The organism is Aromatoleum buckelii (assembly GCF_012910785.2).
Taxonomy (GTDB): domain Bacteria; phylum Pseudomonadota; class Gammaproteobacteria; order Burkholderiales; family Rhodocyclaceae; genus Aromatoleum; species Aromatoleum buckelii.
On sequence record NZ_WTVH02000009.1, the window covers coordinates 27,463 to 48,866 of the forward strand.

22 protein-coding genes are annotated in these 21,404 nt (G+C 67.8%); 16 read left to right on the forward strand and 6 right to left on the reverse strand.

Annotated features, from left to right (window positions below):
- Positions 1-10 precede the first annotated feature (10 nt).
- The gene (locus GO608_RS06225) at positions 11-832 is read right to left on the reverse strand and encodes a spermine/spermidine synthase domain-containing protein (protein WP_169198794.1); all 822 of its coding nucleotides are present in this window, start codon (positions 830-832) and stop codon (positions 11-13) included.
- A gap of 251 nt (positions 833-1,083) precedes the next feature.
- Here GO608_RS06225 and GO608_RS06230 point away from each other — a divergent pair, with 251 nt between their 5' ends.
- The 8 genes from GO608_RS06230 to GO608_RS06265 all read left to right on the forward strand — a co-directional run bounded on the left by GO608_RS06230 (position 1,084) and on the right by GO608_RS06265 (position 9,386).
- Positions 1,084-1,350, forward strand: coding sequence for a DUF504 domain-containing protein (locus GO608_RS06230; RefSeq protein ID WP_169198795.1), 267 nt, complete (start codon positions 1,084-1,086; stop codon positions 1,348-1,350).
- Between the two features lie 76 nt (positions 1,351-1,426).
- Complete coding sequence (locus GO608_RS06235) at positions 1,427-1,702, forward strand: hypothetical protein (protein ID WP_169198796.1); 276 nt, start codon at positions 1,427-1,429, stop codon at positions 1,700-1,702.
- Positions 1,703-1,906: 204 nt separating this feature from the next.
- Complete coding sequence (locus GO608_RS06240; RefSeq protein ID WP_169198797.1) at positions 1,907-2,473, forward strand: aminodeoxychorismate/anthranilate synthase component II; 567 nt, start codon at positions 1,907-1,909, stop codon at positions 2,471-2,473.
- A 63-nt stretch (positions 2,474-2,536) separates the two neighbouring features.
- A complete protein-coding gene (gene trpD / locus GO608_RS06245) occupies positions 2,537-3,568 on the forward strand; it encodes an anthranilate phosphoribosyltransferase (protein WP_169198798.1) in 1,032 nt (343 codons plus the stop codon).
- A gap of 8 nt (positions 3,569-3,576) precedes the next feature.
- Positions 3,577-4,365, forward strand: a complete 789-nt coding sequence (trpC, locus tag GO608_RS06250) for an indole-3-glycerol phosphate synthase TrpC (RefSeq protein WP_169198799.1) — start codon at positions 3,577-3,579, stop codon at positions 4,363-4,365.
- Positions 4,366-4,377: 12 nt separating this feature from the next.
- A complete protein-coding gene (locus GO608_RS06255) occupies positions 4,378-8,382 on the forward strand; it encodes a translocation/assembly module TamB domain-containing protein (RefSeq protein ID WP_169198800.1) in 4,005 nt (1,334 codons plus the stop codon).
- Positions 8,383-8,443: 61 nt separating this feature from the next.
- The gene (gene msrA / locus GO608_RS06260) at positions 8,444-9,007 is read left to right on the forward strand and encodes a peptide-methionine (S)-S-oxide reductase MsrA (protein ID WP_169198801.1); all 564 of its coding nucleotides are present in this window, start codon (positions 8,444-8,446) and stop codon (positions 9,005-9,007) included.
- A gap of 34 nt (positions 9,008-9,041) precedes the next feature.
- Entirely contained in the window at positions 9,042-9,386 is a 345-nt protein-coding gene (locus tag GO608_RS06265) for an FKBP-type peptidyl-prolyl cis-trans isomerase (RefSeq protein WP_053421116.1), read from the forward strand.
- Between the two features lie 7 nt (positions 9,387-9,393).
- On the opposite strand, the gene GO608_RS06270 is transcribed toward GO608_RS06265, so the two are convergent.
- Positions 9,394-9,777, reverse strand: coding sequence for a hypothetical protein (locus tag GO608_RS06270; RefSeq protein ID WP_211159411.1), 384 nt, complete (start codon positions 9,775-9,777; stop codon positions 9,394-9,396).
- 82 nt (positions 9,778-9,859) lie between these two features.
- On the opposite strand from GO608_RS06270, the gene GO608_RS06275 reads away from it, so the two are divergent.
- Entirely contained in the window at positions 9,860-10,912 is a 1,053-nt protein-coding gene (locus GO608_RS06275; RefSeq protein WP_169198803.1) for a Glu/Leu/Phe/Val dehydrogenase, read from the forward strand.
- Between the two features lie 113 nt (positions 10,913-11,025).
- A complete protein-coding gene (locus GO608_RS06280; protein ID WP_169198804.1) occupies positions 11,026-11,886 on the forward strand; it encodes a cation diffusion facilitator family transporter in 861 nt (286 codons plus the stop codon).
- 28 nt (positions 11,887-11,914) lie between these two features.
- On the opposite strand, the gene GO608_RS06285 is transcribed toward GO608_RS06280, so the two are convergent.
- The gene (locus GO608_RS06285; RefSeq protein WP_247002904.1) at positions 11,915-12,436 is read right to left on the reverse strand and encodes a hypothetical protein; all 522 of its coding nucleotides are present in this window, start codon (positions 12,434-12,436) and stop codon (positions 11,915-11,917) included.
- Positions 12,437-12,778: 342 nt separating this feature from the next.
- On the opposite strand from GO608_RS06285, the gene GO608_RS06290 reads away from it, so the two are divergent.
- Positions 12,779-14,164: a fused MFS/spermidine synthase gene (locus GO608_RS06290; protein WP_169198806.1), complete on the forward strand. Its 1,386-nt coding sequence runs from the start codon at positions 12,779-12,781 to the stop codon at positions 14,162-14,164.
- Here GO608_RS06290 and GO608_RS06295 read toward each other — a convergent pair.
- The 3 genes from GO608_RS06295 to rfaE2 all read right to left on the reverse strand — a co-directional run bounded on the left by GO608_RS06295 (position 14,161) and on the right by rfaE2 (position 17,540).
- Positions 14,161-15,042: a YihY/virulence factor BrkB family protein gene (locus tag GO608_RS06295; protein WP_211159412.1), complete on the reverse strand. Its 882-nt coding sequence runs from the start codon at positions 15,040-15,042 to the stop codon at positions 14,161-14,163. The genes GO608_RS06290 and GO608_RS06295 overlap by 4 nt on opposite strands.
- A gap of 92 nt (positions 15,043-15,134) precedes the next feature.
- Positions 15,135-16,967 (reverse strand): DNA helicase RecQ, encoded by a 1,833-nt coding sequence (gene recQ / locus GO608_RS06300; protein WP_169198807.1) that lies wholly within the window; start codon positions 16,965-16,967, stop codon positions 15,135-15,137.
- Between the two features lie 84 nt (positions 16,968-17,051).
- Positions 17,052-17,540: a D-glycero-beta-D-manno-heptose 1-phosphate adenylyltransferase gene (gene rfaE2, locus GO608_RS06305; protein WP_169198808.1), complete on the reverse strand. Its 489-nt coding sequence runs from the start codon at positions 17,538-17,540 to the stop codon at positions 17,052-17,054.
- Between the two features lie 393 nt (positions 17,541-17,933).
- Here rfaE2 and coxB point away from each other — a divergent pair, with 393 nt between their 5' ends.
- The 5 genes from coxB to GO608_RS06330 all read left to right on the forward strand — a co-directional run bounded on the left by coxB (position 17,934) and on the right by GO608_RS06330 (position 21,402).
- A complete protein-coding gene (gene coxB, locus GO608_RS06310; protein ID WP_169198809.1) occupies positions 17,934-18,836 on the forward strand; it encodes a cytochrome c oxidase subunit II in 903 nt (300 codons plus the stop codon).
- A gap of 64 nt (positions 18,837-18,900) precedes the next feature.
- Positions 18,901-20,478, forward strand: coding sequence for a cytochrome c oxidase subunit I (gene ctaD / locus GO608_RS06315; RefSeq protein WP_169198810.1), 1,578 nt, complete (start codon positions 18,901-18,903; stop codon positions 20,476-20,478).
- 8 nt (positions 20,479-20,486) lie between these two features.
- A complete protein-coding gene (locus GO608_RS06320; protein ID WP_211159413.1) occupies positions 20,487-20,600 on the forward strand; it encodes a cytochrome oxidase small assembly protein in 114 nt (37 codons plus the stop codon).
- The gene (locus GO608_RS06325; protein ID WP_169198811.1) at positions 20,597-21,154 is read left to right on the forward strand and encodes a cytochrome c oxidase assembly protein; all 558 of its coding nucleotides are present in this window, start codon (positions 20,597-20,599) and stop codon (positions 21,152-21,154) included. Before GO608_RS06320 ends, GO608_RS06325 begins: the two co-directional genes overlap by 4 nt.
- A complete protein-coding gene (locus tag GO608_RS06330; RefSeq protein WP_169198812.1) occupies positions 21,151-21,402 on the forward strand; it encodes a DUF2970 domain-containing protein in 252 nt (83 codons plus the stop codon). Before GO608_RS06325 ends, GO608_RS06330 begins: the two co-directional genes overlap by 4 nt.
- Positions 21,403-21,404: the final 2 nt, after the last annotated feature.

Genomic DNA, 21,404 nt, shown 5'->3' on the forward strand with positions numbered 1-21,404 from the left:
CGCGGGGCTTTCAGCGCCGGCGCTGGCCGGACGCCCACGGGTCGTCGCGATCCTCGCGGCGGCGCTCGAGCCGGTGCTGGATCCGCTGTGCCAGCGGAACCAGGCCGAACGGATGGTCGAGGGCGAGCGCCCGGGCGCGGTCGAGCAGTTGAGCTCGGCCCGGCGGAAAATGCGGGCTCTTGCTCGCGAACACGATACGGTTCGAATCCTCGTCGGCGCGCACGGCGACCATCCGGCCGTCGAAGCTGTCGCGGATGCGCGACACATAGAGCCCATAGCGCCGGTCGCCCGACCATAGGTTCACCACCATCATGCCGCCCTCCGCAAGCATCGCGCAGCAGTGATCGTAGAAGCCGGCCGAGCACAGCTGCTCCGGCATTCCTCCGATATCGAAACCGTCGACGATCAGCACGTCGGGCGCCTCGCCCGGGTCGCGCACGTATTCGGCTCCGTCGCGACACAATACCTGCAAACGCGGTCCGTCCGGCGGGATTCCGAACGCATCGCGAAGGGCGATCACCTCCGGGTTGATTTCGATGGCGGTGACGCGCGTTCCGGGCATCGTCTTGAGACAGTACTTGAGCAGCGAACCGCCGCCCAGGCCGATCATCGCCACGTGACGCGGCGCAGGGTGGAACAGCAGGAAACCCATCATCGTGCGGGTGTAGTCGAGCGCGAGCGCGTCCGGATCGTCGAGCGCCATCTGGCTCTGGATCGTGAGGCCGTCGAACTGCAGCGTGCGCTGGCCGTCGGCGTCGACGACGAACGGATGACCGTCACCGGGCCGTGAAAGCAGAGCGCACCACCCGACCAGACCCTCCATGTCGCCCACGTTACCGACTCCTTGCGCGTGTAATTCGCATTTTCAGCCGATACACACTACGTTGTAACCGGCCGTGCTTTCAAGGTTCATTCGATCTCAACTGCCGACGGATACCCGAACTGAAAGAAAGCCGCGTCGGGCTGGCATCGCTGATCGACGCGCCGATCGCACCTTTCTTGCGCGCCGTGCGAAGTGTCGCGACGGGCAGCCAGGCAACATCGCGCGGACCGGTCGGAGCGAAAAAGAGGAGGGGCCGTCCAATGACACCGCTGCACGAACTCCTGAGCCGGATCCGCTGGGACGCCGACTTCGGCGCGGCGCAATTCGAACTCGGCTATTACGACCGCGTCGCCGACCGCATCGTCCGCGTCGATCTACGCGACCTGTCGTTTGACTCCGAAAACCGTGCGATGCTCGACTTCGTTGACGACGAGGGTCGCGCGCGCAGCATACCGCTACACCGAGTCAAGGAAGTCTGGCGGGACGGGCGCTCGATCTGGCGGCGGGAACATCGAGGCGGCGGTTGAGGCGCGATGGGGCACGGCGATTGCGTGAGGACTGGTCCGATCGCTTCCGAATCGGATTCGCAAGGGAGACATTCCGATGAAGAGTCCTTTCCATGCCGGTCCCGGCCCCGAGATCCCGAATCCGGTGCAGCCCAAGCCCGAGATCCCGGATACGACCCCGGCAAAGCCGGAGATCCCCAAGCCCGACCAGCCGGTGCCCGAGGAGCCGCGCCCGATTCCGCCGAAGCCGGAAATCCCGGACCCGGGTCCCGCCCGGCCTGAGACCGAGCCGGACACGCCCCCACCCGACTTGCCCCCAGTCGGCCAACCGCCCGACATCGTTGCCGTCACAGCCCGCGGATTCGACAGGTAGCTTCTTTCCTGCGCACGAAACGCTGGCCCGCTTCCTCCGTTGGGCCCGTGCCTTTGCGCGAAAGCCGTTCGCGGCCGATAATGCTCCGCTCGGGTGCCGTCCCATCCGTTGTCGTGCCAGTGAAGAAAACAGCGCGTAGTTGAGTGGATATCAAATGACGGCATCGCGCCCGCGATCCGGTTAATTTAATGTGATACGCCAACTATGCTGCTAATGATCGACAACTACGACAGCTTCACCTACAACCTCGTCCAGTACTTCGGCGAGCTCGGGGCGGACGTCAAGGTATATCGCAACGACGAAATCACCCTCGAACAGCTCGCGCTGATGAAACCTGCGCAGCTGGTGATTTCGCCCGGCCCGTGCACGCCGGCCGAAGCGGGAATCTCGGTCGCGGCGATTCGCGAGTTCGCCGGCAAGCTGCCGATTCTCGGCGTGTGCCTCGGGCACCAGAGCATCGGCGCGGCGTTCGGCGGCCGGGTCGTGCATGCGCAGCGCCCGATGCACGGCAAGACGTCGCCGGTGTTCCACGAAGGGCAGGGCGTGTTCCGCGGGCTGCCGAATCCGGTCACGTGCACCCGCTATCATTCGCTCGCGATCGAACGCGACCGCCTGCCCGACTGTCTCGAGATCACGGCGTGGACCGAAGACGGCGAGATCATGGGCGTGCGGCACCGCACGCTCGCGGTCGAAGGGGTGCAGTTCCACCCCGAATCGATCCTTTCCGACCACGGCCACCAGCTGCTGCGGAATTTCCTCGAACAGAACTGAAACCGGCGCCGGGATGCCGCGAAACGCTCCCGCACTTTTACGAATTGCTCCTACAGGCCCACCATGACCATCACCGCCCAGGAAGCGCTGCAGCGCACGATCGACCACCGCGAGATTTTCTATGACGAAATGCTGTCGCTGATGCGCCAGATCATGGCCGGCGAGATCTCGCCGGTGATGACCGCGGCGATCCTCACCGGCCTGCGCGTCAAGAAAGAGACGATCGGCGAGATCACGGCGGCGGCGACGGTGATGCGCGAGATGTCGACGCCAGTGCGCGTGCCGGGCGCGGACCAGAACTTCCTCGATGTCGTCGGCACCGGGGGTGACGGCGCCAACACGTTCAACATCTCGACGACGACGATCTTCGTCGCCGCGGCCGGTGGCGCGCGCGTCGCGAAGCACGGCGGGCGCAGCGTGTCGTCGAAAAGCGGCGCTGCCGACGTGCTCGAGGCGCTCGACGTGAAGCTCGGGCTGACGCCGGAGCAGGTGGCCGAATCGATCGAGGCGACCGGCATCGGCTTCATGTACGCGCCGGCCCACCACAGCGCGATGAAGAACGTCGCACCGGTGCGCCGCGAGATGGGCGTGCGCACGATCTTCAACATTCTCGGGCCGCTCACCAACCCGGCCGGCGCGCCGAACACGCTGATGGGGGTGTTCCATCCCGACCTCGTCGGCATCCAGGCGCGCGTGATGCAGCGCCTCGGCGCGGATCACGTGCTCGTAGTCCATGGGCTCGACGGCATGGACGAAGTGAGCCTCGGCGCCGCGACGATGGTCGGCGAGCTCAAGGACGGCGAGATCCGCGAATACCAGATCCACCCGGAGGACTTCGACCTGCAGATGGTCGGCAGCCGCAACCTGCGGGTCGAAACCGCCGACGAATCGAAGGCGGTGCTGCTCGGCGTGCTCGACAACCAGGCCGGTCCAGCGCGCGAGATCGTCATCCTCAACGCCGGCGTCGCGCTCTACACCGCGAACCTCGTCGATTCGATCGACCTCGGCATCCGGCGCGCCCGCGAGCTGATCGCGAGCGGCGCAGCGCGTGCGAAACTCGACGAGTTCATCGCCTTCAACCGCAAGTTCGCGTGAGCGCAACGATGAGCAACATCCTCGACAAAATCCTCTCGGTCAAGCGCGACGAAGTCGCCGCCGGCAGTGCGGCGCGCCCTCTCGCGCAAGTCCGCGCCGACGCCGAAGCGCTCGCTGCGCCGCGCGATTTCGTCGGCGCGATCTGCGCTAAGATCGCTGCCGGAGACGCTGCGGTGATCGCCGAGATCAAGAAGGCGAGCCCGTCGAAAGGGGTGATCCGCGAGGATTTCCGCCCCGCCGAGATCGCGCTGCAGTACGAGCGCGGCGGCGCCGCCTGCCTGTCGGTGCTGACCGACCGGCAGTTTTTCCAGGGGGCGCCGGCGTATCTGCAGGCGGCGCGCGGGGCCTGCAGCCTGCCGGTGCTGCGCAAGGATTTTCTCGTCGACCCGTGGCAGGTGTACGAGGCGCGCGCGATGGGCGCGGATGCGGTGCTGCTGATCGTCGCCGCGCTCGACCTCGCGGCGATGCGCGACATGGAAGCGGTGGCCGGGAGCCTCGGCATGGCGGTGCTCGTGGAGGCGCACGACGCGGCCGAGCTCGACGTCGCGCTGCAGCTCTCGACGCCGCTCGTCGGCATCAACAACCGCAACCTGCGCACCTTCGACGTCAGCCTGCAGACGACGCTCGATCTGCTCGGGCGCGTCCCGGCCGGGCGGATCGTCGTCACCGAGTCGGGCATCCTCACGCCCGCGGACGTCACGCTGATGCGCACGAATGCGGTCAATGCTTTCCTCGTCGGCGAAGCGTTCATGCGCGTGCCGGACCCGGGCGAGGGATTGCGCTCGCTGTTCGGCTGAGCCGGACCGACGATGGCGCCCGCAGTCGAGACTTCGGTGCGGCGCCGGTTTTTCCGCATCACGGGCGGACTGCTGCTGCTCGTGCTGCTGCTCGTCGTCGCGGCGGCGCTGTTTGCGACGTGGCTGGTGCGTACGGAATCCGGCCTGCGCTTTGCCGCCGACGCTGTTGAACGCCTGAGCGGCGGGCAGATCGACGTCGAGAACGCATCCGGCCGTCTCGCCGGGCCGCTGCGGATCGACGCGCTGCGCGTCGCCACGCCGGACCTGCGGCTGCGGATCGATAACCTCGCGCTGCAGTGGAACGCGGCAGCGCTGTTCGACCGCCATCTCGACATCACGTCTGTCGCGATCGACGAAATCACGCTCGCGCGCCGCCCCGCTGACGCGCCCGCTCCCCCCCAAGGTCCTCCAGCCACGCTCGAACTGCCGTTCTCGCTGTCGTTGCGAGCGCTGCAGGTCGGGCGCATCGCGGGGCTCGACTGGCCGGCGGAAGGTGGCGATGCGGCGCCGGCCGAGGCAGTGAAGTTCGAACTCTCGTCGCTCGCGGCCACGCTCGCGAGCGACGGGCGGCACCATCGCGTCGAAGCCCTCTCTGCGACGCTGCCGTTCGGTCAGGCGAGCCTGTCCGGTGAAATCGACGGCGGCGCGGCGCCGTTCGCGCTGTCGGCAAGCGGCAAGCTGCGGGGCGAGCGCGCGGGCCATGCCTACACGTTGAAGCTCCGCGCCGACGGCGATCTGGTCGCTCCGCACCTGCTCGTCGAAGGCGAAGGCGCAGGCCTGTCCGGCAGCGCCGACATCGTCGCCGCGCCGTTCGACCCGGTGCCGCTGCGCCGCCTGCGCGCCGCGCTCGGCGACCTCGACCCGTCCGCGTTCCAAGCGGACGCGCCCAAGGCCGCGCTGCGCATCGAAGCCGACCTTACGTCCGCTCCCGGCGAAGCGTGGGTGCTCTCCGGGCCGCTCACGATCGAAAACCGGGCGCCCGGCACGATCGACCGCAACGCGCTGCCGGTCGAGCGCATCGCGGCGCAACTGCGCTGGACGCCGACCGAAACGAGTGCCGATTCGCTGCTCGTCGAGCTGCCCGGCGCCGGCACCGTCGCCGGAAACGTCCACTGGTCGCCGGATGCCGGCACCGCATTCGGGCACGTGACTGCGATGCTGCAGCTCGCCGGCATCGATCCCGCCCGGCTCGACGCGCGACTGCCGAAAAGTAAGGTCACCGGCAGCATCGAAGCGGCAGGCGACGCGTCGCGGCAGACGGCGCGGCTCGACCTGCGCGTCGGCGCTGCGCGGATTCGTGCCGAGGGCGAACTGACGGCGGCGGGGGCGGACGACGCCGCGCAAACGCTCGTCGCAACCGGCCAGCTCGCGGCGTTCGATCCGCACGCGCTGCTCAGCCGCGCGCCTGCCGGAGACCTGAACATGAGCTTCGAACTGCGGGGTGAACTGGGTGAGCGGCGGCGTTTCGACGCCCGCTGGCAACTGCAGCCGAGCCGGCTCGAAGGCCGGCCGCTGAGCGGAAGCGGCCACGTCGTCGTCGACGGCGAGCGGCTCGCCGACAGCGATATCGACATGACTCTTGCCGGCAACCGGGTGCAGGTGAAAGGCGCGTGGGGCGGCCGCGGAGATGCGCTGGAGATCGACGTCGATGCTCCGGCGCTCGCCGCACTCGGTGATGAATTCGGTGGCCGTGCCCGGATCGAAGGGACTTTGAGCGGCACGCTCGAACGCCCCGGCGCGACGCTCGACCTGTCGGCAACGGCGCTGCGCCTGCCCGGCGGGCTGCGCGTCGCGGGACTGGACGCGCAGGGCCGGTTTGCCGACGGCATCGACGGGCCGCTCGAGCTCGCGCTCGACGTCACTGGATTGGGCCGCGGCGAGGGCGAGAACCTCCTCGACCGCGCGAAGCTCGGCGTCAGCGGGAAAGGTACGGACCACGTCATCGACTTCACGGCGAGCGGCCTCGAGGACGACACGCTGCGCATGCGCCTCGAAGGCGGCGTCGTGAGGAAGCCCGATGCTGGCGGTTCGGCGGACACCACAGGCGCGGCGGGGGGTGCGGCCAAGCCCGACTCCGCCCCATCCGGCGATCTGCGCCCCCGCTTCGCGTGGCAGGGGCGGGCCGTGACGCTCGAGACCGGCGGGCGGTTCGTCGCACGGCTGACCTCGCCGGCGGAGCTCTACATCGGGGCCGAACGCATCGCGCTCGGGACGGCTGCGTTCGACGCCGGCGAGCGCGGCCGTATCCGGCTCGACGAGACGCAATGGACGCCGCAGCTCATCGCCGCACGCGGTTCGCTGACCGGTCTCGCGCTGCGCCTCGCGAGCCGGCCCGACGGACGCCGCGAGGGGCGCGTCGGGCGCGAGCGCGGGGCGCTGGTGCTCGGCGCCGAATGGGACCTGCAACTCGGGCAGAGCGCGAACGGGACGGCGCGCGTGTTCCGCGAGTCGGGCGACCTGAGCGTCAGCGGCGAGCTCCCGGCGCGGCTCGGTCTCGAACATCTCGAAGCCCGGTTGACCGCGCGCGACAACCGGCTGGCGCTGTCGCTCGACGCGCGAGGGTCCGAGCTCGGTGAACTGGTCGGTTCCGCGACCGCGCTGGCCGAACGCGACCCGGGGGCAGGCTGGCGACTCGCGCCCGACGCGGCGCTGCTCGGCTCGGCGCGGCTGGAGATGCCGTCGATCGCGTGGCTCGGGCGCTTGATGCAGGAAAACATCGTCACCGGCGGCAGCCTCGCGGCCGATTTCGCGCTTGCCGGCACGCCGTCCGACCCGCGCGCGAGCGGCAGCATCGACGGACGCGGGCTGTCGGTCGCCCTCGTCGACCAAGGGCTGCAGTTGACGGGAGGCGAAGTCCGCGCGGAGTTCGATCGCGACCGGCTGCGTCTCGTCCGGCTCGAGTTCGTGTCGCCGAATCGCGTCCGGCCCGCCGACGGGCGCGTCCCGGTGGCACGCTTCACGCGCGAGCCGGGCCGCCTCACCGCGTCGGGCGAAATCGCGCTCGACAGCGGCACGGGGAGTTTCATCTACCAGGCCGACCGCCTGCCGATCCTGCAGCGCCCCGACCGCTGGCTGATCCTGTCCGGCGGCGGTACCGCGCAGAGCACGTGGACCAGCCTCGACCTGGAAGCGGAGTTTCGTGCCGACGCGGGATACATCGAGCTGGCCGACTCGCCGCCGCCGAGCCTCTCCGAGGATGTCGTGATCCTCGGGCGCGAAACGCCGTCCGGCAAAGGTGGCTTCAAGCTCTCTGCCGACGTGCTGGTCGCGCTCGGCGAGAACCTGTACCTGTCCGCGCTCGGCGTCGATACGCGGCTCGCGGGCGAACTGCGGCTACGCGTGCGCGACGGCGAGCCGCTGAGCGCGGTCGGCACGATCGCGACGGTCGGCGGCACCTATCAGGGCTATGGCCAGAGCCTCGTGATCGAGCGCGGCCGGATCAATTTCCAGGGACCGCTGAACAACCCGGGCCTGAACATCGTCGCGTTGCGCAAGGGGCTCGCGGTCGAAGCCGGAGTCGCGATCGTCGGCAGCGCAAGGCGGCCGCAGGTGCGGCTGGTGTCCGAGCCGAACGTACCCGACCCGGAGAAACTGTCGTGGCTCGTCCTCGGCCGGCCGCCGACGGCCGGCGGCGGAGCGGACCTCGGCCTGCTGCTGCCGGCCGCGCAGGCGCTGTTCGGCGGGCCCGGCGGGGGCATGACCGAACAGCTGTCGCGCAGCCTCGGCTTCGACCAGTTCTCGATCGGGCAGGGGGAACTCAGCAGCGTCACGCGCGGCGCGACGAGCCGCGTCGTCGGCGAAGGTTCGGTCGTGACCGGGGAAGGCACCGTCAGCGGACAGGTGCTGTCGCTCGGCAAGCGCCTGTCGTCGGACCTGTTCCTGTCGTTCGAGCAGAGCCTCGGCGGCGCCGAGAGCCTCGTCAAGCTGACCTACCAGCTGACCCGGCAGGTGTCCCTCGTCGCGCGCGGCGGCAGCGACAACTCGGCGGACGTCTATTACACAATCTCCTTCAAATAACCGGGAATGGACGTGCGGCAGCGCTGTCCTATCAGCAACGATTCCCAAGGAGGTGATCCGTATGACGGAACAGGAAATGCCCGCGGCACGTGAAACCGCCATTCTGGCCGGTGGCTGTTTCTGGTGCCTGGAGGCCGTGTTCAAGGATGTGGAAGGCGTGGAGGCGGTGACGTCCGGCTATACCGGCGGGCGCGTCGATTCTCCGTCTTATCGCCAGGTCTGCGAAGGTGGAACGGGCCACGCCGAAGCCGTGCGTATCGTGTTCGATCCCGAAGTGATCGGCTACCGCGATCTGCTGGAGATATTTTTCGTTATCCACGACCCGACGAGCCTCAACCGGCAGGGCAACGACGTCGGCACGCAATACCGCTCCGCGATCTTCGCGACGACCGACGAGCAGTTGCACGAGGCGCTCGCGCTAATCGAGGAAATGGGCGAGATGCGTGTGTACCCGTCGGCGATCGTGACCAAAGTCGAGCGTGCCGGCACGTTCTGGCCGGCGGAGGATGTGCACCGCGATTATTACGCACGCAACTCGGACCAGTCGTATTGCCAGTACGTCGTCGCGCCGAAGATCGCGAAATTCCGCGAGAACTTCGCCAGCCGGCGCAAGCGTGGAGGGTAGAATCCGGATTTTCGCCTCAATCAGGAGAGTACCGATGTCCCAGACCACGACCGCGAGCGGCCTCATCATCGAAGACATGGAGGTCGGCAGCGGCGCGACGGCCGAGAAAGGCAAGAGCGTGTCGGTGCATTACACCGGCTGGCTCACCGACGGCCGCAAGTTCGATTCGAGCAAGGATCGCAACGATCCGTTCGAATTTCCGCTCGGCGCCGGCCACGTCATCCGCGGCTGGGACGAAGGCGTGCAGGGCATGCAGGAAGGCGGCCGGCGCAAGCTGACGATTCCGCCCGAACTCGGCTACGGCGCGCGCGGCGCTGGTGGCGTGATCCCGCCGAACGCAACGCTGGTGTTCGAAGTGGAGTTGCTGAAAGTCCGCTGAGCACGGTTCATAGGGCGACGAGTCGAGCGTCGGTTGCCGGCTGCGCGGCCGCCCAGCACCTTGAAGCGTTCTCGTCGTTCACGCTCAGCTTCCTGCTCAAGATCCCGGAAGTCGACATCCCCCGGTCGAGCGTCGTGTTCGCGATTGCGACGGTGCCTGCGGCGCGGATCAGGTTGATGTCCCGGGCGAGATAAGACCCGTACGCAATCATCACGCCCATGCCGGGCGACAGCGTGAACAATGCATGCCCGAGCGCGGCGAGCACGACGGCAGCGGAGCCGGGCAAGGCGCGCAGGACGATCGCCGTGATCCCCGCCTGAGAGCTGACCCCGCGCTCCGAACGGTCGCACGGGGAGCGTTTTTCCCGGTCCAACCGCGGACCGATCAGCACTCCGCGGCACTTCCTTCCGCCATCGCCACAAGCGACGGCGGAAGGAAGTGCCGCATCCTCGACACCCGCGAAGGAGACCAGCATGAGCGTGTTTTCCACTCCCGATTTCGCCGACCACGAACAGGTCGTGTTCTGCAGCGACGACAGGAGCGGCCTGAAGGCGATCATCGCGATCCACAATTCGAATCTCGGTCCGGCGCTCGGCGGTTGCCGGATGTGGCCGTACGCGAACGAGGACGAGGCGACTCGCGACGTGCTGCGGCTGTCGCGCGGCATGACTTACAAGTCGGCGATGGCGAACCTCGAGCTCGGCGGCGGCAAGTCGGTCGTCATGGGTAACCCGCGCACCGACAAGACGCCTGCGTTGCTCGAAGCGCTCGCGCGTGCGATCGACCGGCTCGGCGGACGCTACGTCGCGGCGGAGGACTCGGGCACCGGCGTCGCCGACATGCAGCTCATGTCGCAATTCACGCCGCATGTCTGCGGGGTCCGCGACAAGCCGGCCGAGCACGGCACCCGGAGCGGCGACCCGTCGCCGTCGACGGCATACGGCACGCTCGTCGGCATCCGCGCGGCGGTGAAGGAGCGGCTCGGGCGCGATTCGCTCGACGGCCTGCGCGTCGCGGTGCAGGGGCTCGGCCATGTCGGCCTCGATCTGGCGCGCCGGCTGAAGGCGGCGGGCGCCGAGCTGTGGGTCACCGACCTCTGCCGCGAGCCGCCGCGCGCTGCGGGAAAGGAGCTCGGTGCGATCGTCGTCGCGCCGGAGGAAATTTTCGGCCTCGACGTCGACGTGTTCGCTCCGTGCGCGCTCGGCGCCATCCTGAACGACCGGACGATCCCCGAGCTGAAGGCGAAAATCGTCGCCGGCGCCGCGAACAACCAGCTTGCCGAACCGCGGCACGGCACGGCGCTGATGAACCGCGGCATCCTGTACGCGCCGGACTACGTCGTCAACGCCGGCGGCATCATCGACGTGTATTACGAACGCATCGGCAACTTCGATCCCGCGGCGCTCAGGCGGCACATCGAGGGCATCCACGACAGCCTGCGGGAGATCTTCGCCCGGGCGCGCGCCGAAGAGCGGCCGACCGGCGAAGTCGCCGACGCGATCGCCGAAGAACGTTTCAGGCGCTGACGTCGCGGCGCCGGGCAGCCGCCGCCCGTCGTCCGGGCCTTTCCCGTGCGGCGCGCCTGCGGCGAACGGCCGGCGTGGTTTACCATGTCCGCCGTCCCGTTCCCGTTGTCATCATGCGCACCCTCACTCCGCACCAGGCCCTGCTGCTGTCGATCCTCGCCGCGCTGACAACGATCGGCATGAAGGCGGGGGCGTGGTGGCTGACCGGCTCGGTCGGATTCCTCTCCGATGCGCTGGAGTCCCTCGTCAATCTCGCCGGTGCGTCGTTCGCGCTGCTGATGGTGTCGTTGGCGCACGCTCCGGCCGACCCCGAGCACCCGTACGGCCACGGCAAGGCGGAGTATTTCTCGGCCGCTTTCGAAGGCATGCTGATCTTCGTCGCCGCGCTGGTGATCCTCGCGACGGCCGTCGAACGCCTGATCCATCCGCAGCCGCTCGGCGCGCTCGGTCTCGGCACGGTGCTGTCGGTCGGCGCGAGCCTCGTCAACCTGGTCGTTGCACGCATCCTGTTCCAAGTCGGGCGGGCGCACCGTTCGCTCGCGCTCGAAGCGGACGCCCGCCATCTGATGACCGATGTGTGGACGACCGCGGGCGTCGTCGCCGGCGTCGGCTTGGCGAGCCTCAGCGGCTGGAACTGGCTCGATCCGCTCGTCGCAGCCGGCGTCGCGGTGAACATCCTGCGCGAAGGCTGGGGCCTGATGCACCGCTCGGTCGACGGCCTGATGGACCGTGCGCTCGACGACACCGAAATCCGGCGCATCGAGGCAGTGCTGCAGTCCTGCTGCAACGGGGGTGGACGCTTCGTCAACCTGAAGACGCGCGTCGCCGGTGCGATGCAGTTCGCGCATGTCGATCTGCGCGTGCCGGGAGACTGGACCGTCGCCCACGCTCACGCGCTTGCCGACGCGGCCGAGGAGGCGGTCAGGACCCAGACCGGGACGCGCCTGACGACCCATATCGAGCCGATCGATTAGCTCTCCGCGGCACGCGCCGAGGGTTCCCTCACGTCGTTGCCGCGGCCCCTCCGGGTTCGGCGGCCATCGAATCGCCGATGATCTGCCGCGCGTAGGTCGTCTGCTCCTCGGTCGCGGTGTGCGCGACGAGGACCACGTGGCCGCTTGCGAGCGCATCCTTGACGAGATCGGCGACGTCGCCCTTGCTGTTCTCCGCGCCGGCCGCCGCGCCGACGATCGCGCCGAGGCTCGCTCCCCAGCCGAGCATCGACAGCGCGCCGAGCACCGGGCTGGCGACGAACAGGCTGATGTTCGCCGCCGCCAGCGCAACGGTTCCCGCAGCGCCAGCGAGCGTCCCGACCGCGGTGCCGATCGCGCCGTCGCGCAGCACTTCCTTCAGCACGTCGTCGCTGTCAGCCGTGGCTTCCTCGTTCTCGCGGCTGCGGCCCGGTTCCAGCAGCCTCGCCTTGTCCCGCGGCAGGCCGCGCTGAACGAGGCGGTCCAGCGCCGCTTCGGCCGCCGCGCGCGTCTCGTAGACACCCAATACTCTGTGCAGGTAGTTTTCCATCATGTGCTCCTGTCCGGCGGGCGGTGCGCGGTCGCACGCGTTCTCCGCATCCGGGATAGAGTGCGCCGGAGAGGCTCGCGTTCCGAAGCGCTGCACGGACGCGCCTGCGAAGGGCTCTCCCTACGCATGCGCCGATCCGGGTTCAATCCTTGCGGGAGTCGTCGAACCGTTTCCGGCTGCGGCGCACGGCGATGTGCGCGGCGAGCCCGATCGCAGCGACGAGGACGATGAAAATGAGAGGATGCAGCAGGTCACGCACGGAGCGTACTGTATCGCGGCAGGCGCTCGCGCGAGCGAGCGGCGCGACCCGATTCCGCAAACTTCGCCCATGATGCGCCCGCGCCGATGACCCGCCCCGACCGTCCCGTTCGCACCGCCGTCCTGTTCGCCACGGTTTTTGTCGAGGGCTTTTCGTCGCTCGGCGCGGAGATCATCGCGTTGCGCCGCTTGGTGCCGCATCTCGGCAGCGCGATCACCGTGACGGCGCCGACGATCGGTTTCTTCCTGCTCGCGCTCGCGCTCGGCTACCAGGCGGGCGGACGCGTCGAGCGCGATTTCCTCGGCCGCGTGCGGCGCAACTTTCTGCTCGCCGCCGCATTGATCGCAGTCGGACTGGCCGGACCGGTCATCGACGCGTTGTTCGCCCACGTCACTCCCGCGCCGCTCGCGTACCTGATCTTCGTCGCCGGCGTGCTGTGCCCGATCGCGTGGCTGCTCGGCCAGACGGTGCCGGTGCTGACCAACCTGCTGCGTGACGATCGCGTCGGCGCGCGCAGCGGCGCAGCGCTGTACTGGTCGACCCTCGGGTCTTTCCTCGGTTCGCTGTCGCTGTCGCTGCTGGTCATGCAGTGGCTTGGCGTCGCCGCGGCGATCCTCGTCTGCGCGGCGCTGCTCCTCTTTCTCGTGCCATGGCTGCAGGATTCGCGGGAACGGACGGTGGCGGCCGACCTGCCGATCATCGCGCTGGTCGCCGTCGCGGCGTTCGGCGGCAATGTGCTGCTGCCGCAGCAGATCGAGACTGCCTACGCGACTTACAAAGTTGGCCCGGTGGCGGTGTCCGGCATGATCGACCCGCGGGTGTTCTGGATCAACAACCAGGTCGCTTCGATCATCGACGACAGCGAGCCGCCGCGCTACACGCGTTACATCGAGCGGCTGCGCACGGTGATGCTCGAAGAAATGGGTTTTCGCAACCGCAGCATCCTCGTGCTCGGCGCCGGCGGCTTCACGCTCTCGCACCGTGAACCGCTCAACGACTACCTCTACGTCGATATCGACCCGGCGATACGCGAACTGGCGGAGCGGGAATTCCTCGGTGCCGGCAGCCGCGGGCGTTTCGTCGCCGCCGACGCGCGACGTTTCGTCACCGACACCGACGAGCGCTTCGACGCGGTCGTCGTCGACGCCTACAGCGCGCTCACGAGCATTCCCGCCCATCTGGTCACGCGCGAATTCTGGCAGGGGACGCAGCGCGTGCTGGCGCCGCAAGGCGTGATGTTCGCGAACCTGATCCTCGATTCGCGTCTCGCGACGCCTTACGCCCGCAACCTGCTCGCGACGATCCAGTCGGTATATGGCCCGTGCGCCGTTGAAATCCTGTTCCGCGACCGCCCGCTCTCGAACGTCCTGGTGCAATGCTTCGCCGGCAGCCCGCCGCCCGCCGCCGAGCCCTACACCGACGAGCGCAACCGCGCGGATATCGACGTGCTGCGTTCGAATCCGAACGACTAGCGTGGCGCGGGAGGCGCAGTTTCGCCGACCTTCGAGCCTGCTCCGTGCGCATAGACATGAGTGAATTCGGCGCCGAGCAGGAACACGAGGCTCGAGTAATACACCCACACGATGACGACGATGAAAGTGCCGGCCGCGCCGAAGCCGGACGCGAGCGCGCTTTTACCGATGTAGAGGCCGATGAGGAATTTGCCGATCGAAAACAGCAGCGACGTGACCGCAGCCCCGATCCAGACGTCGTCCCAGGCGATTCTGACGCTCGGCAGGATCTTGAAGATCATCGCGAAGAGCCCGGTGATGACGGCGAACGACACGAGGAAATTCACTGCCTGCAGCGTCAGCTCCCAGTTGCCGAACCAGCCGCCCCACCACTCTCCCAGCGCTGCGAGCGCGGTGTTGAGGATCAGCGACACGATCAGCAGGAAGCCGACGCCGAGCACGATGCCCAACGACAGCAGGCGCGCGCGCACGAGACCGCTGATGCCTGTTTTCTGCTTGTCCGGTGGCACTTTCCACACGATGTCCAGGTCGGTCTGCAGTTCGGCAAACACGGTCGTCGCGCCAATGAGGAGCGTCACCGTGCTGACGACGGCGGCGATCGTCCCGCCTTCAGGGTCGTTGGCCGCCTCCAGCACGGTTTGGATCCCCTGCGCACCGGTTTCTCCGACCATGCCGCCGAGCTGCTCGACGATCGCGTTGCGCGCGGCCTCTTCACCGAACACCAGGCCGGCGATCGCGATCGAGATCAGCAGCAGCGGGGCGAGCGAGAACACCGTGTAAAAGGCGATCGCCGCGCCCATGCTCGACGCGCGGTCGTCGATCCACGCAGTGACCGACTGCTTCGCCAGCCTCCACAGCATGCGTGCCGAAATTGCCACGGTCCACCTCCGATGGCGACCTTTCGCTGCGACGCCGGCAAACCGCGTACCCGCTGTCTGCGGACGTGCTGCCTGCGGGGAGTGCCGCCGCCTCAGATCTCGCGCGCGATCTCGGCGAGGATGTCCGCGCCGTACGCTTCGAGCTTGCGATCGCCGATGCCCGAAACGCCCGCGAGCTCGGCGAGGGTCGCGGGCCGCGCGAGTGCTATTTCGCGCAGCGTCGCGTCGTGGAAGATCACGTAGGCGGGGACGTTGCGTTCGCGCGCGGTCGCCGCGCGCCACGCGCGCAGGCGGTCGAACAAGGTCAGCGGCACGCCATCCGGGATTTCCAGTCGGCTACTGCGGCTGCGCTTCGCCCGGCGCTTTTCCGGCGCGAGGCGCAGCGCGAACTCGGCTTCGCCGCGCAGCAGCGGGCGGGCGAGGTCGGTCAGCGTCAGCGCGCTGTGGCGGTCGTGGTCGACGGCAAGGAGTCCGCGCGCGACGAGCTGGCGGAACAGGGTGCGCCAGGTCTTTTCGTCGAGATCGGCGCCGATGCCGAACGTGCTGACTTTGTCGTGCTCCCAGTCGCGCACCTTGTCGGTGAGTTCGCCGCGCAGCACGTCGATGACGTGACCGGCGCCGAAGCGCTGGCCGGTGCGGAACACCCCCGACAGCGCCCGGCGCGCCGCGTCGGTTGCGTCCCACGTGCGCGGCGGCTCGAGACAATTGTCACAGTTGCCGCACGCTTCGCCGGCTTCGCCGAAATGTGCGAGCAGGAACTGGCGGCGGCAGCCGGTCGTCTCGACCAGGCCGACGAGTGCGTCGAGTCGCGCGCGCGCCCGCCACTTGAATTCGTCCGCGCCTTCGGACTCGTCGATCATGCGGCGCTGCTGCACGACGTCCTGCGCGCCCCACGCCATCCACGCCTGCGCCGCAAGTCCGTCGCGCCCGGCGCGGCCGGTTTCCTGGTAATAGCCTTCGATCGAGCGCGGCAGGTCGAGGTGCGCGACGAAGCGCACGTCGGGCTTATCGATGCCCATGCCGAACGCGATCGTCGCGACCATGACGATGCCGTCCTCGCGCAGGAAGCGGCTCTGGTGCGCGGCGCGGATTTCCTGCGCCATGCCGGCGTGGTACGGCAGCGCGCGGATGCCCTGTTCGCCGAGCCACGCTGCCGTTTCCTCGACCTTGCGCCGCGACAGGCAATACACGATGCCGGCGTCGCCGGCGTGGTCGTCGCGGATGAACGCGAGCAGCTGCGCGCGCGGATTATCCTTGTCGACCATGCGGTAGCGGATGTTCGGCCGGTCGAAGCTCGACACGAAGCGACGCGCGTCGCCGAGCGCGAGGCGCCGGGCGATTTCCTCGCGGGTTTCGGGGTCGGCCGTCGCCGTCAGCGCGATCCGCGGCACGGCCGGGAAGCGTTCGGACAGCACCGACAGCTGCAGGTATTCCGGGCGGAAGTCGTGGCCCCACTGCGACACGCAGTGCGCCTCGTCGATCGCGAACAGCGCGATGCGTCCGGCCTCGTGCAGCCGGTCGAGCGTCGCGAGCAGGCGTGCCGTCAGCAGGCGTTCGGGGGCGACGTACAGCAGGTCGAGCCGTCCGGCGACGAGGTCGCGCTCGACCGCGGCGGACTCGTCGGCGGCCTGGCTGGAGTTCAGATAGGCGGCAGCGACGCCGGCTTCGCGCAGCGCGCTGACCTGGTCCTGCATCAGCGCGATCAGCGGCGACACGACCACCGCGGTGCCCGTGCGCATCAGCGCCGGAATCTGGAAGCACAGCGACTTGCCGCCGCCGGTCGGCATCAGGACCAGGGCGTCGCCGCCGGCGGCGACGTGTTCGACGATCGCCTCCTGCTCGCCGCGGAACGCGGTGTAGCCGAAGACGTGTTCGAGAAGGTGAAGCGAGGAGGGGGAAGCTGCAGCAGAAGTCATCGGCGGCATTTTAACGGCGTCGTGCGTCGTCGGGCGCCCGATCAGCCAGCCGTTACCGTAGCGGCGCTCGCACCCGTTGCCGCGCGCGCGGTTTCAGCTGCTGCGGATGCGCCCGAGCAGCGCAGTCGTCGAGCGCTCGTGCTGGAACGGAATCGAATGCACGGTGCCCCCCCAACTGCGCACTTCCGCCGCGCCGACGATCCGTTCGGGCGCCCAGTCACCGCCCTTGACGAGGACATCCGGCCGGGCTTCGAGGATGCACGCGAGCGGCGTGTCTTCATCGAACCACGTCACGAGGTCCACGCATTCGAGCGCGGCCATGACGGCAGCGCGATCCTCGAGCGGATTGACCGGCCGGTCGTCTCCTTTGCCCAGACGCCGCACCGACGCATCGGTGTTCAGCGCGACGATCATGGCCGCGCCGAGCGCGCGCGCCTGGGCGAGGTAGGTCACGTGGCCGCGATGCAGGATGTCGAAACAGCCGTTCGTGAATACGAGCGGGCGGGAAAGGGCCGCGGCACGGCTCGCCAGTTCCTCGGGCGGACAGATCTTGGTCTCGAAAGCGGGACGGGAATAGCGCATTTTTCGTTTCGTAGTGGGTGGGCGCCGCGATTCTAGCGCGGGAGCTGCGGCAAGTTGCCCGCTGCAGTGCACGCCCTGCGGGAAAACCCTGATACGGTCTTCCATTCCTTGCGGACAGTAAGCGGTTAGCACGTATTGCGCTGCAAAATATTGATGATGCTCAAAAACCTGTATTGCGAATGCCGATTTTGCTATGGCATGATCGGTTCGACTACACGGAAAAGTCTTCCATCATCAAGGCTGCGATTCCTTCCGGGTAGCGGTTTGTTCTCGCCGATTCGCCGCAATGCGCGGCTTCCGGCGCCGGCTGTCACGGTTCGGGAAACGGGCTCGCGCGTCATGCGATTCCGCTTTCCCGGCGACGCCGACACTGCATTCGATAGAGGTTGGGACATGCGTCTTGCCGGTCGCGTTGCAGCTCCAGTCATCCTGCTCCCCGTAGCTTCCGCTGCCGTCGCGCAGAGCATACCGAGCAAATTCAACCTCCCGCCGCCCGTCACGCCGATCGGCGCCCAGATCTACGACCTGCACAACCTGATGCTGATCATCTGCCTGGTGATCTTCGTCGCGGTGTTTGGCGTCATGTTCTGGGCGGTATTCCGACACCGCAAGTCGCGCGGCGCGGTGGCGGCCAATTTCCACGAGAACACGTCGGTGGAGATCGCCTGGACGATCATCCCGGTGTTCATCCTGCTCGGGATGGCGTGGCCGGCGACCAAGACGGTGCTCGACATGAAGAACACCGCCGACCCCGACATCACGATCAAGGCCACCGGTTATCAGTGGAAATGGGGCTATGACTACCTGCAGGGCGAAGGGCAGGGGATCCGCTTCGTCTCGAACCTGTCGACGCCGCGCGACCAGATCGAGGGCGCTGCGCCGAAAGGCGAGCATTACCTGCTGGAGGTCGACAACCCGCTCGTCGTGCCGGTCGGCAAGCGCATCCGCGTGCTGACGACGGCTAATGACGTGATCCATTCGTGGTGGGTGCCGGCGTTCGGCGTCAAGCAGGATGCGATCCCCGGTTTCATTCGCGACGCGTGGTTCCGCGCCGATACCGAAGGCGTGTATCGCGGCAACTGCGCCGAGCTGTGCGGACGCGATCACGGCTTCATGCCGGTCGAAGTGCACGTCGTGTCGCAGCAGGCTTACACCGAATGGGTCGCCCGCCAGCTCGCGGCAGGGGCGGCATCTGACACGGGCGCAACGGCGCAGGGCGCGACGCCGGTGCCCGCCGCACCGACTGAAGGGGCTGCGCAATCCGCACCGGCGAACGCCGCCCCGGCAGGCAACTGAACGGCAGCACGAGCGCAGCACCCCCTCCGGCCAGCAAGCCGGAGCGGAACGTCAAGGAGGCAGCATGGCCGCGGTAACCCCCGATCAGTTGCACGACCACCATCATGGCCCGACCGGGCTGATGCGCTGGATCACGACGACGAATCACAAGGACATCGGCACGATGTACCTGATCTTCGCCTTCGTGATGTTCCTGTCCGGCGGCGTGCTGGCGCTGACGATCCGGGCCGAACTGTTCCAGCCAGGCCTGCAGATCGTGCAGCCGGAGTTCTTCAACCAGCTCACGACGATGCACGGCCTGGTGATGATCTTCGGCGCGATCATGCCGGCCTTCGTCGGCTTCGCGAACTGGCAGATCCCGCTGATGATCGGTGCCAGTGACATGGCTTTCGCGCGCATGAACAACTGGAGCTTCTGGCTGCTGCCGCCGGCGGCGATCCTCTTGATCGGCTCGTTCTTCGTGCCCGGCGGCGCGACCGCAGCCGGCTGGACGATGTACGCACCGCTGTCGGTGCAGATGGGCATCGGCCAGGACATGGCGATTTTCGCGGTGCACATCATGGGGGTCAGCTCGATCATGGGCGCGATCAACATCGTCGTCACGGTGCTCAACATGCGCGCGCCGGGCATGAAGCTGATGAAAATGCCCCTGTTCTGCTGGGCGTGGCTGATCACGGCCTATTTGCTGATCGCGGTGATGCCGGTGCTCGCCGGCGCGGTGACGATGGTGCTCACCGACCGGCACTTCGGCACGAGCTTCTTCAACGCCGCGGGCGGCGGCGACCCGGTGATGTACCAGCACATCTTCTGGTTCTTCGGCCACCCGGAGGTGTACATCATGATTCTCCCGGCCTTCGGCATCATCAGCCACATCATCCCGACGTTCGCCAGAAAGCCGCTTTTCGGCTACGCATCGATGGTGTACGCGCTCGCAGCGATCGCGATCCTGAGCTTCTCGGTGTGGGCGCACCACATGTTCACGACCGGCATGCCGGCTGTCGGGCAGCTGTTCTTCATGTACGCGACGATGCTGATCGCGGTGCCGACGGGCGTGAAAGTGTTCAACTGGACCGCAACGATGTGGCGCGGCTCGATGAGTTTCGAGCCACCGATGCTGTGGGCGGTCGGCTTCATCCTGGTATTCACGATCGGCGGTTTCACCGGCCTGATCGTCGCGGTCGCGCCGATCGACATCCAGGTGCAGGACACGTATTACGTCGTCGCGCATTTCCACTACGTGCTGGTGGCCGGCAGCCTCTTCGCGCTGTTCGGAGGCGCGTACTACTGGCTGCCGAAATGGACCGGCCACATGCCCGACGAGCGCCTCGGCAAGATTCACTTCTGGTGCTCGATGGTGTTCTTCAACATCGCGTTCTTCCCGATGCATTTCCTCGGGCTCGCCGGCATGCCGCGGCGCATCCCGGACTACGCGCTGCAGTTCGCCGACTTCAACATGCTCGCGACGATCGGCGCGTTCGGCTTCGGCCTGTCGCAGCTGATCTTCATCGTCGTCGCGGTGAAATGCGTGCGGGGCGGCGCGAAGGCATCGGCGCGTGCGTGGGAGGGTGCCGACGGACTGGAATGGACCGTCCCGTCACCGGCGCCGTACCACACTTTCGAGGAAGCGCCGGTCGTGAGGTGATGAGGAACATGACAAGGGATCCGCGCCGCTCCGCCAACCTCCGCACCGCCCTGGTGCTGGCGGCGCTCGCCGTCGCGTTCTTCGTCGCCGTCATCTTCAAGTACGGAGTGTTCGCGCGATGAGCATGATCGCTACCGAGAACCGCCGGCTGCTGTTGCGCCTCGCCGTGGCGGCGGTGGTGATGTTCGGCTTCGGCTTCCTGCTCGTGCCGTTCTACGAAAAGATCTGCGAGGTCGCCGGCGTCAACAACCTGCTGCGGCCGGACCGCGTCGCGAACTCGCAGGTGGATGCATCACGCACGATCACCGTGCAGTTCGACGCCAACACCCACGACCTGCCGTGGCGCTTTCGCCCGCTTCAGGCAGCCGTGAAAGTCCACCCGGGGGAGCTGGTGACGATCGCATACGAAGTGTCGAACATCCGCGACGAGCCGATCACCGGACAGGCCGTGCCGAGCTACGGGCCGCAGCGCGCGGGAAAGTTCTTCCGCAAGCTGGACTGCTTCTGCTTCACGCAGCAGACGCTCCAGGCGGGCGAAAAACGCACGATGCCAGTCGCCTTCGTCGTCGATGCCGAACTGCCCGCCGAAATCACGACAATCACGCTGTCCTATACCTTCTTCGAAATCGCGGGCCGGCGGGTGGTCGGCGCACCCGGAGGCGGAGCCGCGTCTTGAGGGATGAACGGGACGACGGCCAATTGCCGGAGCCGGGGCCGCAACCGCAGGGTGAGCCGCGCCGGGCGGGGTTCTGGGCGACTTTCAGGGCTGTGCTGTGGTCGTTTCTCGGCGTGCGGCGGCACGACGCCTACCACCGCGACGCCACTTCGCTCGACCCGAAACTGGTCGTCGCAGTCGGGTTGTTGGCGGGATTGCTGTTCGTGCTCGGCCTCGTCACGGTCGTGCACTTCGTCGTCGGAGCATAGAA

What these genes read in the sequence shown, in the direction of transcription:
- GO608_RS06255 (WP_169198800.1), top strand. Translation starts at nt 4,378, where the DNA reads ATGGCGCCCGCAGTCGAGACTTCGGTGCGGCGCCGGTTTTTCCGCATC.
- msrA (WP_169198801.1), top strand. Translation starts at nt 8,444, where the DNA reads ATGACGGAACAGGAAATGCCCGCGGCACGTGAAACCGCCATTCTGGCC.
- GO608_RS06240 (WP_169198797.1), top strand. Translation starts at nt 1,907, where the DNA reads ATGCTGCTAATGATCGACAACTACGACAGCTTCACCTACAACCTCGTC.
- GO608_RS06320 (WP_211159413.1), top strand. Translation starts at nt 20,487, where the DNA reads ATGACAAGGGATCCGCGCCGCTCCGCCAACCTCCGCACCGCCCTGGTG.
- GO608_RS06285 (WP_247002904.1), bottom strand. Translation starts at nt 12,436, where the DNA reads ATGATGGAAAACTACCTGCACAGAGTATTGGGTGTCTACGAGACGCGC.
- recQ (WP_169198807.1), bottom strand. Translation starts at nt 16,967, where the DNA reads ATGCCGCCGATGACTTCTGCTGCAGCTTCCCCCTCCTCGCTTCACCTT.
- ctaD (WP_169198810.1), top strand. Translation starts at nt 18,901, where the DNA reads ATGGCCGCGGTAACCCCCGATCAGTTGCACGACCACCATCATGGCCCG.
- GO608_RS06230 (WP_169198795.1), top strand. Translation starts at nt 1,084, where the DNA reads ATGACACCGCTGCACGAACTCCTGAGCCGGATCCGCTGGGACGCCGAC.
- GO608_RS06280 (WP_169198804.1), top strand. Translation starts at nt 11,026, where the DNA reads ATGCGCACCCTCACTCCGCACCAGGCCCTGCTGCTGTCGATCCTCGCC.
- GO608_RS06290 (WP_169198806.1), top strand. Translation starts at nt 12,779, where the DNA reads ATGACCCGCCCCGACCGTCCCGTTCGCACCGCCGTCCTGTTCGCCACG.
- trpD (WP_169198798.1), top strand. Translation starts at nt 2,537, where the DNA reads ATGACCATCACCGCCCAGGAAGCGCTGCAGCGCACGATCGACCACCGC.
- coxB (WP_169198809.1), top strand. Translation starts at nt 17,934, where the DNA reads ATGCGTCTTGCCGGTCGCGTTGCAGCTCCAGTCATCCTGCTCCCCGTA.
- GO608_RS06275 (WP_169198803.1), top strand. Translation starts at nt 9,860, where the DNA reads ATGAGCGTGTTTTCCACTCCCGATTTCGCCGACCACGAACAGGTCGTG.
- trpC (WP_169198799.1), top strand. Translation starts at nt 3,577, where the DNA reads ATGAGCAACATCCTCGACAAAATCCTCTCGGTCAAGCGCGACGAAGTC.
- rfaE2 (WP_169198808.1), bottom strand. Translation starts at nt 17,540, where the DNA reads ATGCGCTATTCCCGTCCCGCTTTCGAGACCAAGATCTGTCCGCCCGAG.
- GO608_RS06325 (WP_169198811.1), top strand. Translation starts at nt 20,597, where the DNA reads ATGAGCATGATCGCTACCGAGAACCGCCGGCTGCTGTTGCGCCTCGCC.
- GO608_RS06265 (WP_053421116.1), top strand. Translation starts at nt 9,042, where the DNA reads ATGTCCCAGACCACGACCGCGAGCGGCCTCATCATCGAAGACATGGAG.
- GO608_RS06235 (WP_169198796.1), top strand. Translation starts at nt 1,427, where the DNA reads ATGAAGAGTCCTTTCCATGCCGGTCCCGGCCCCGAGATCCCGAATCCG.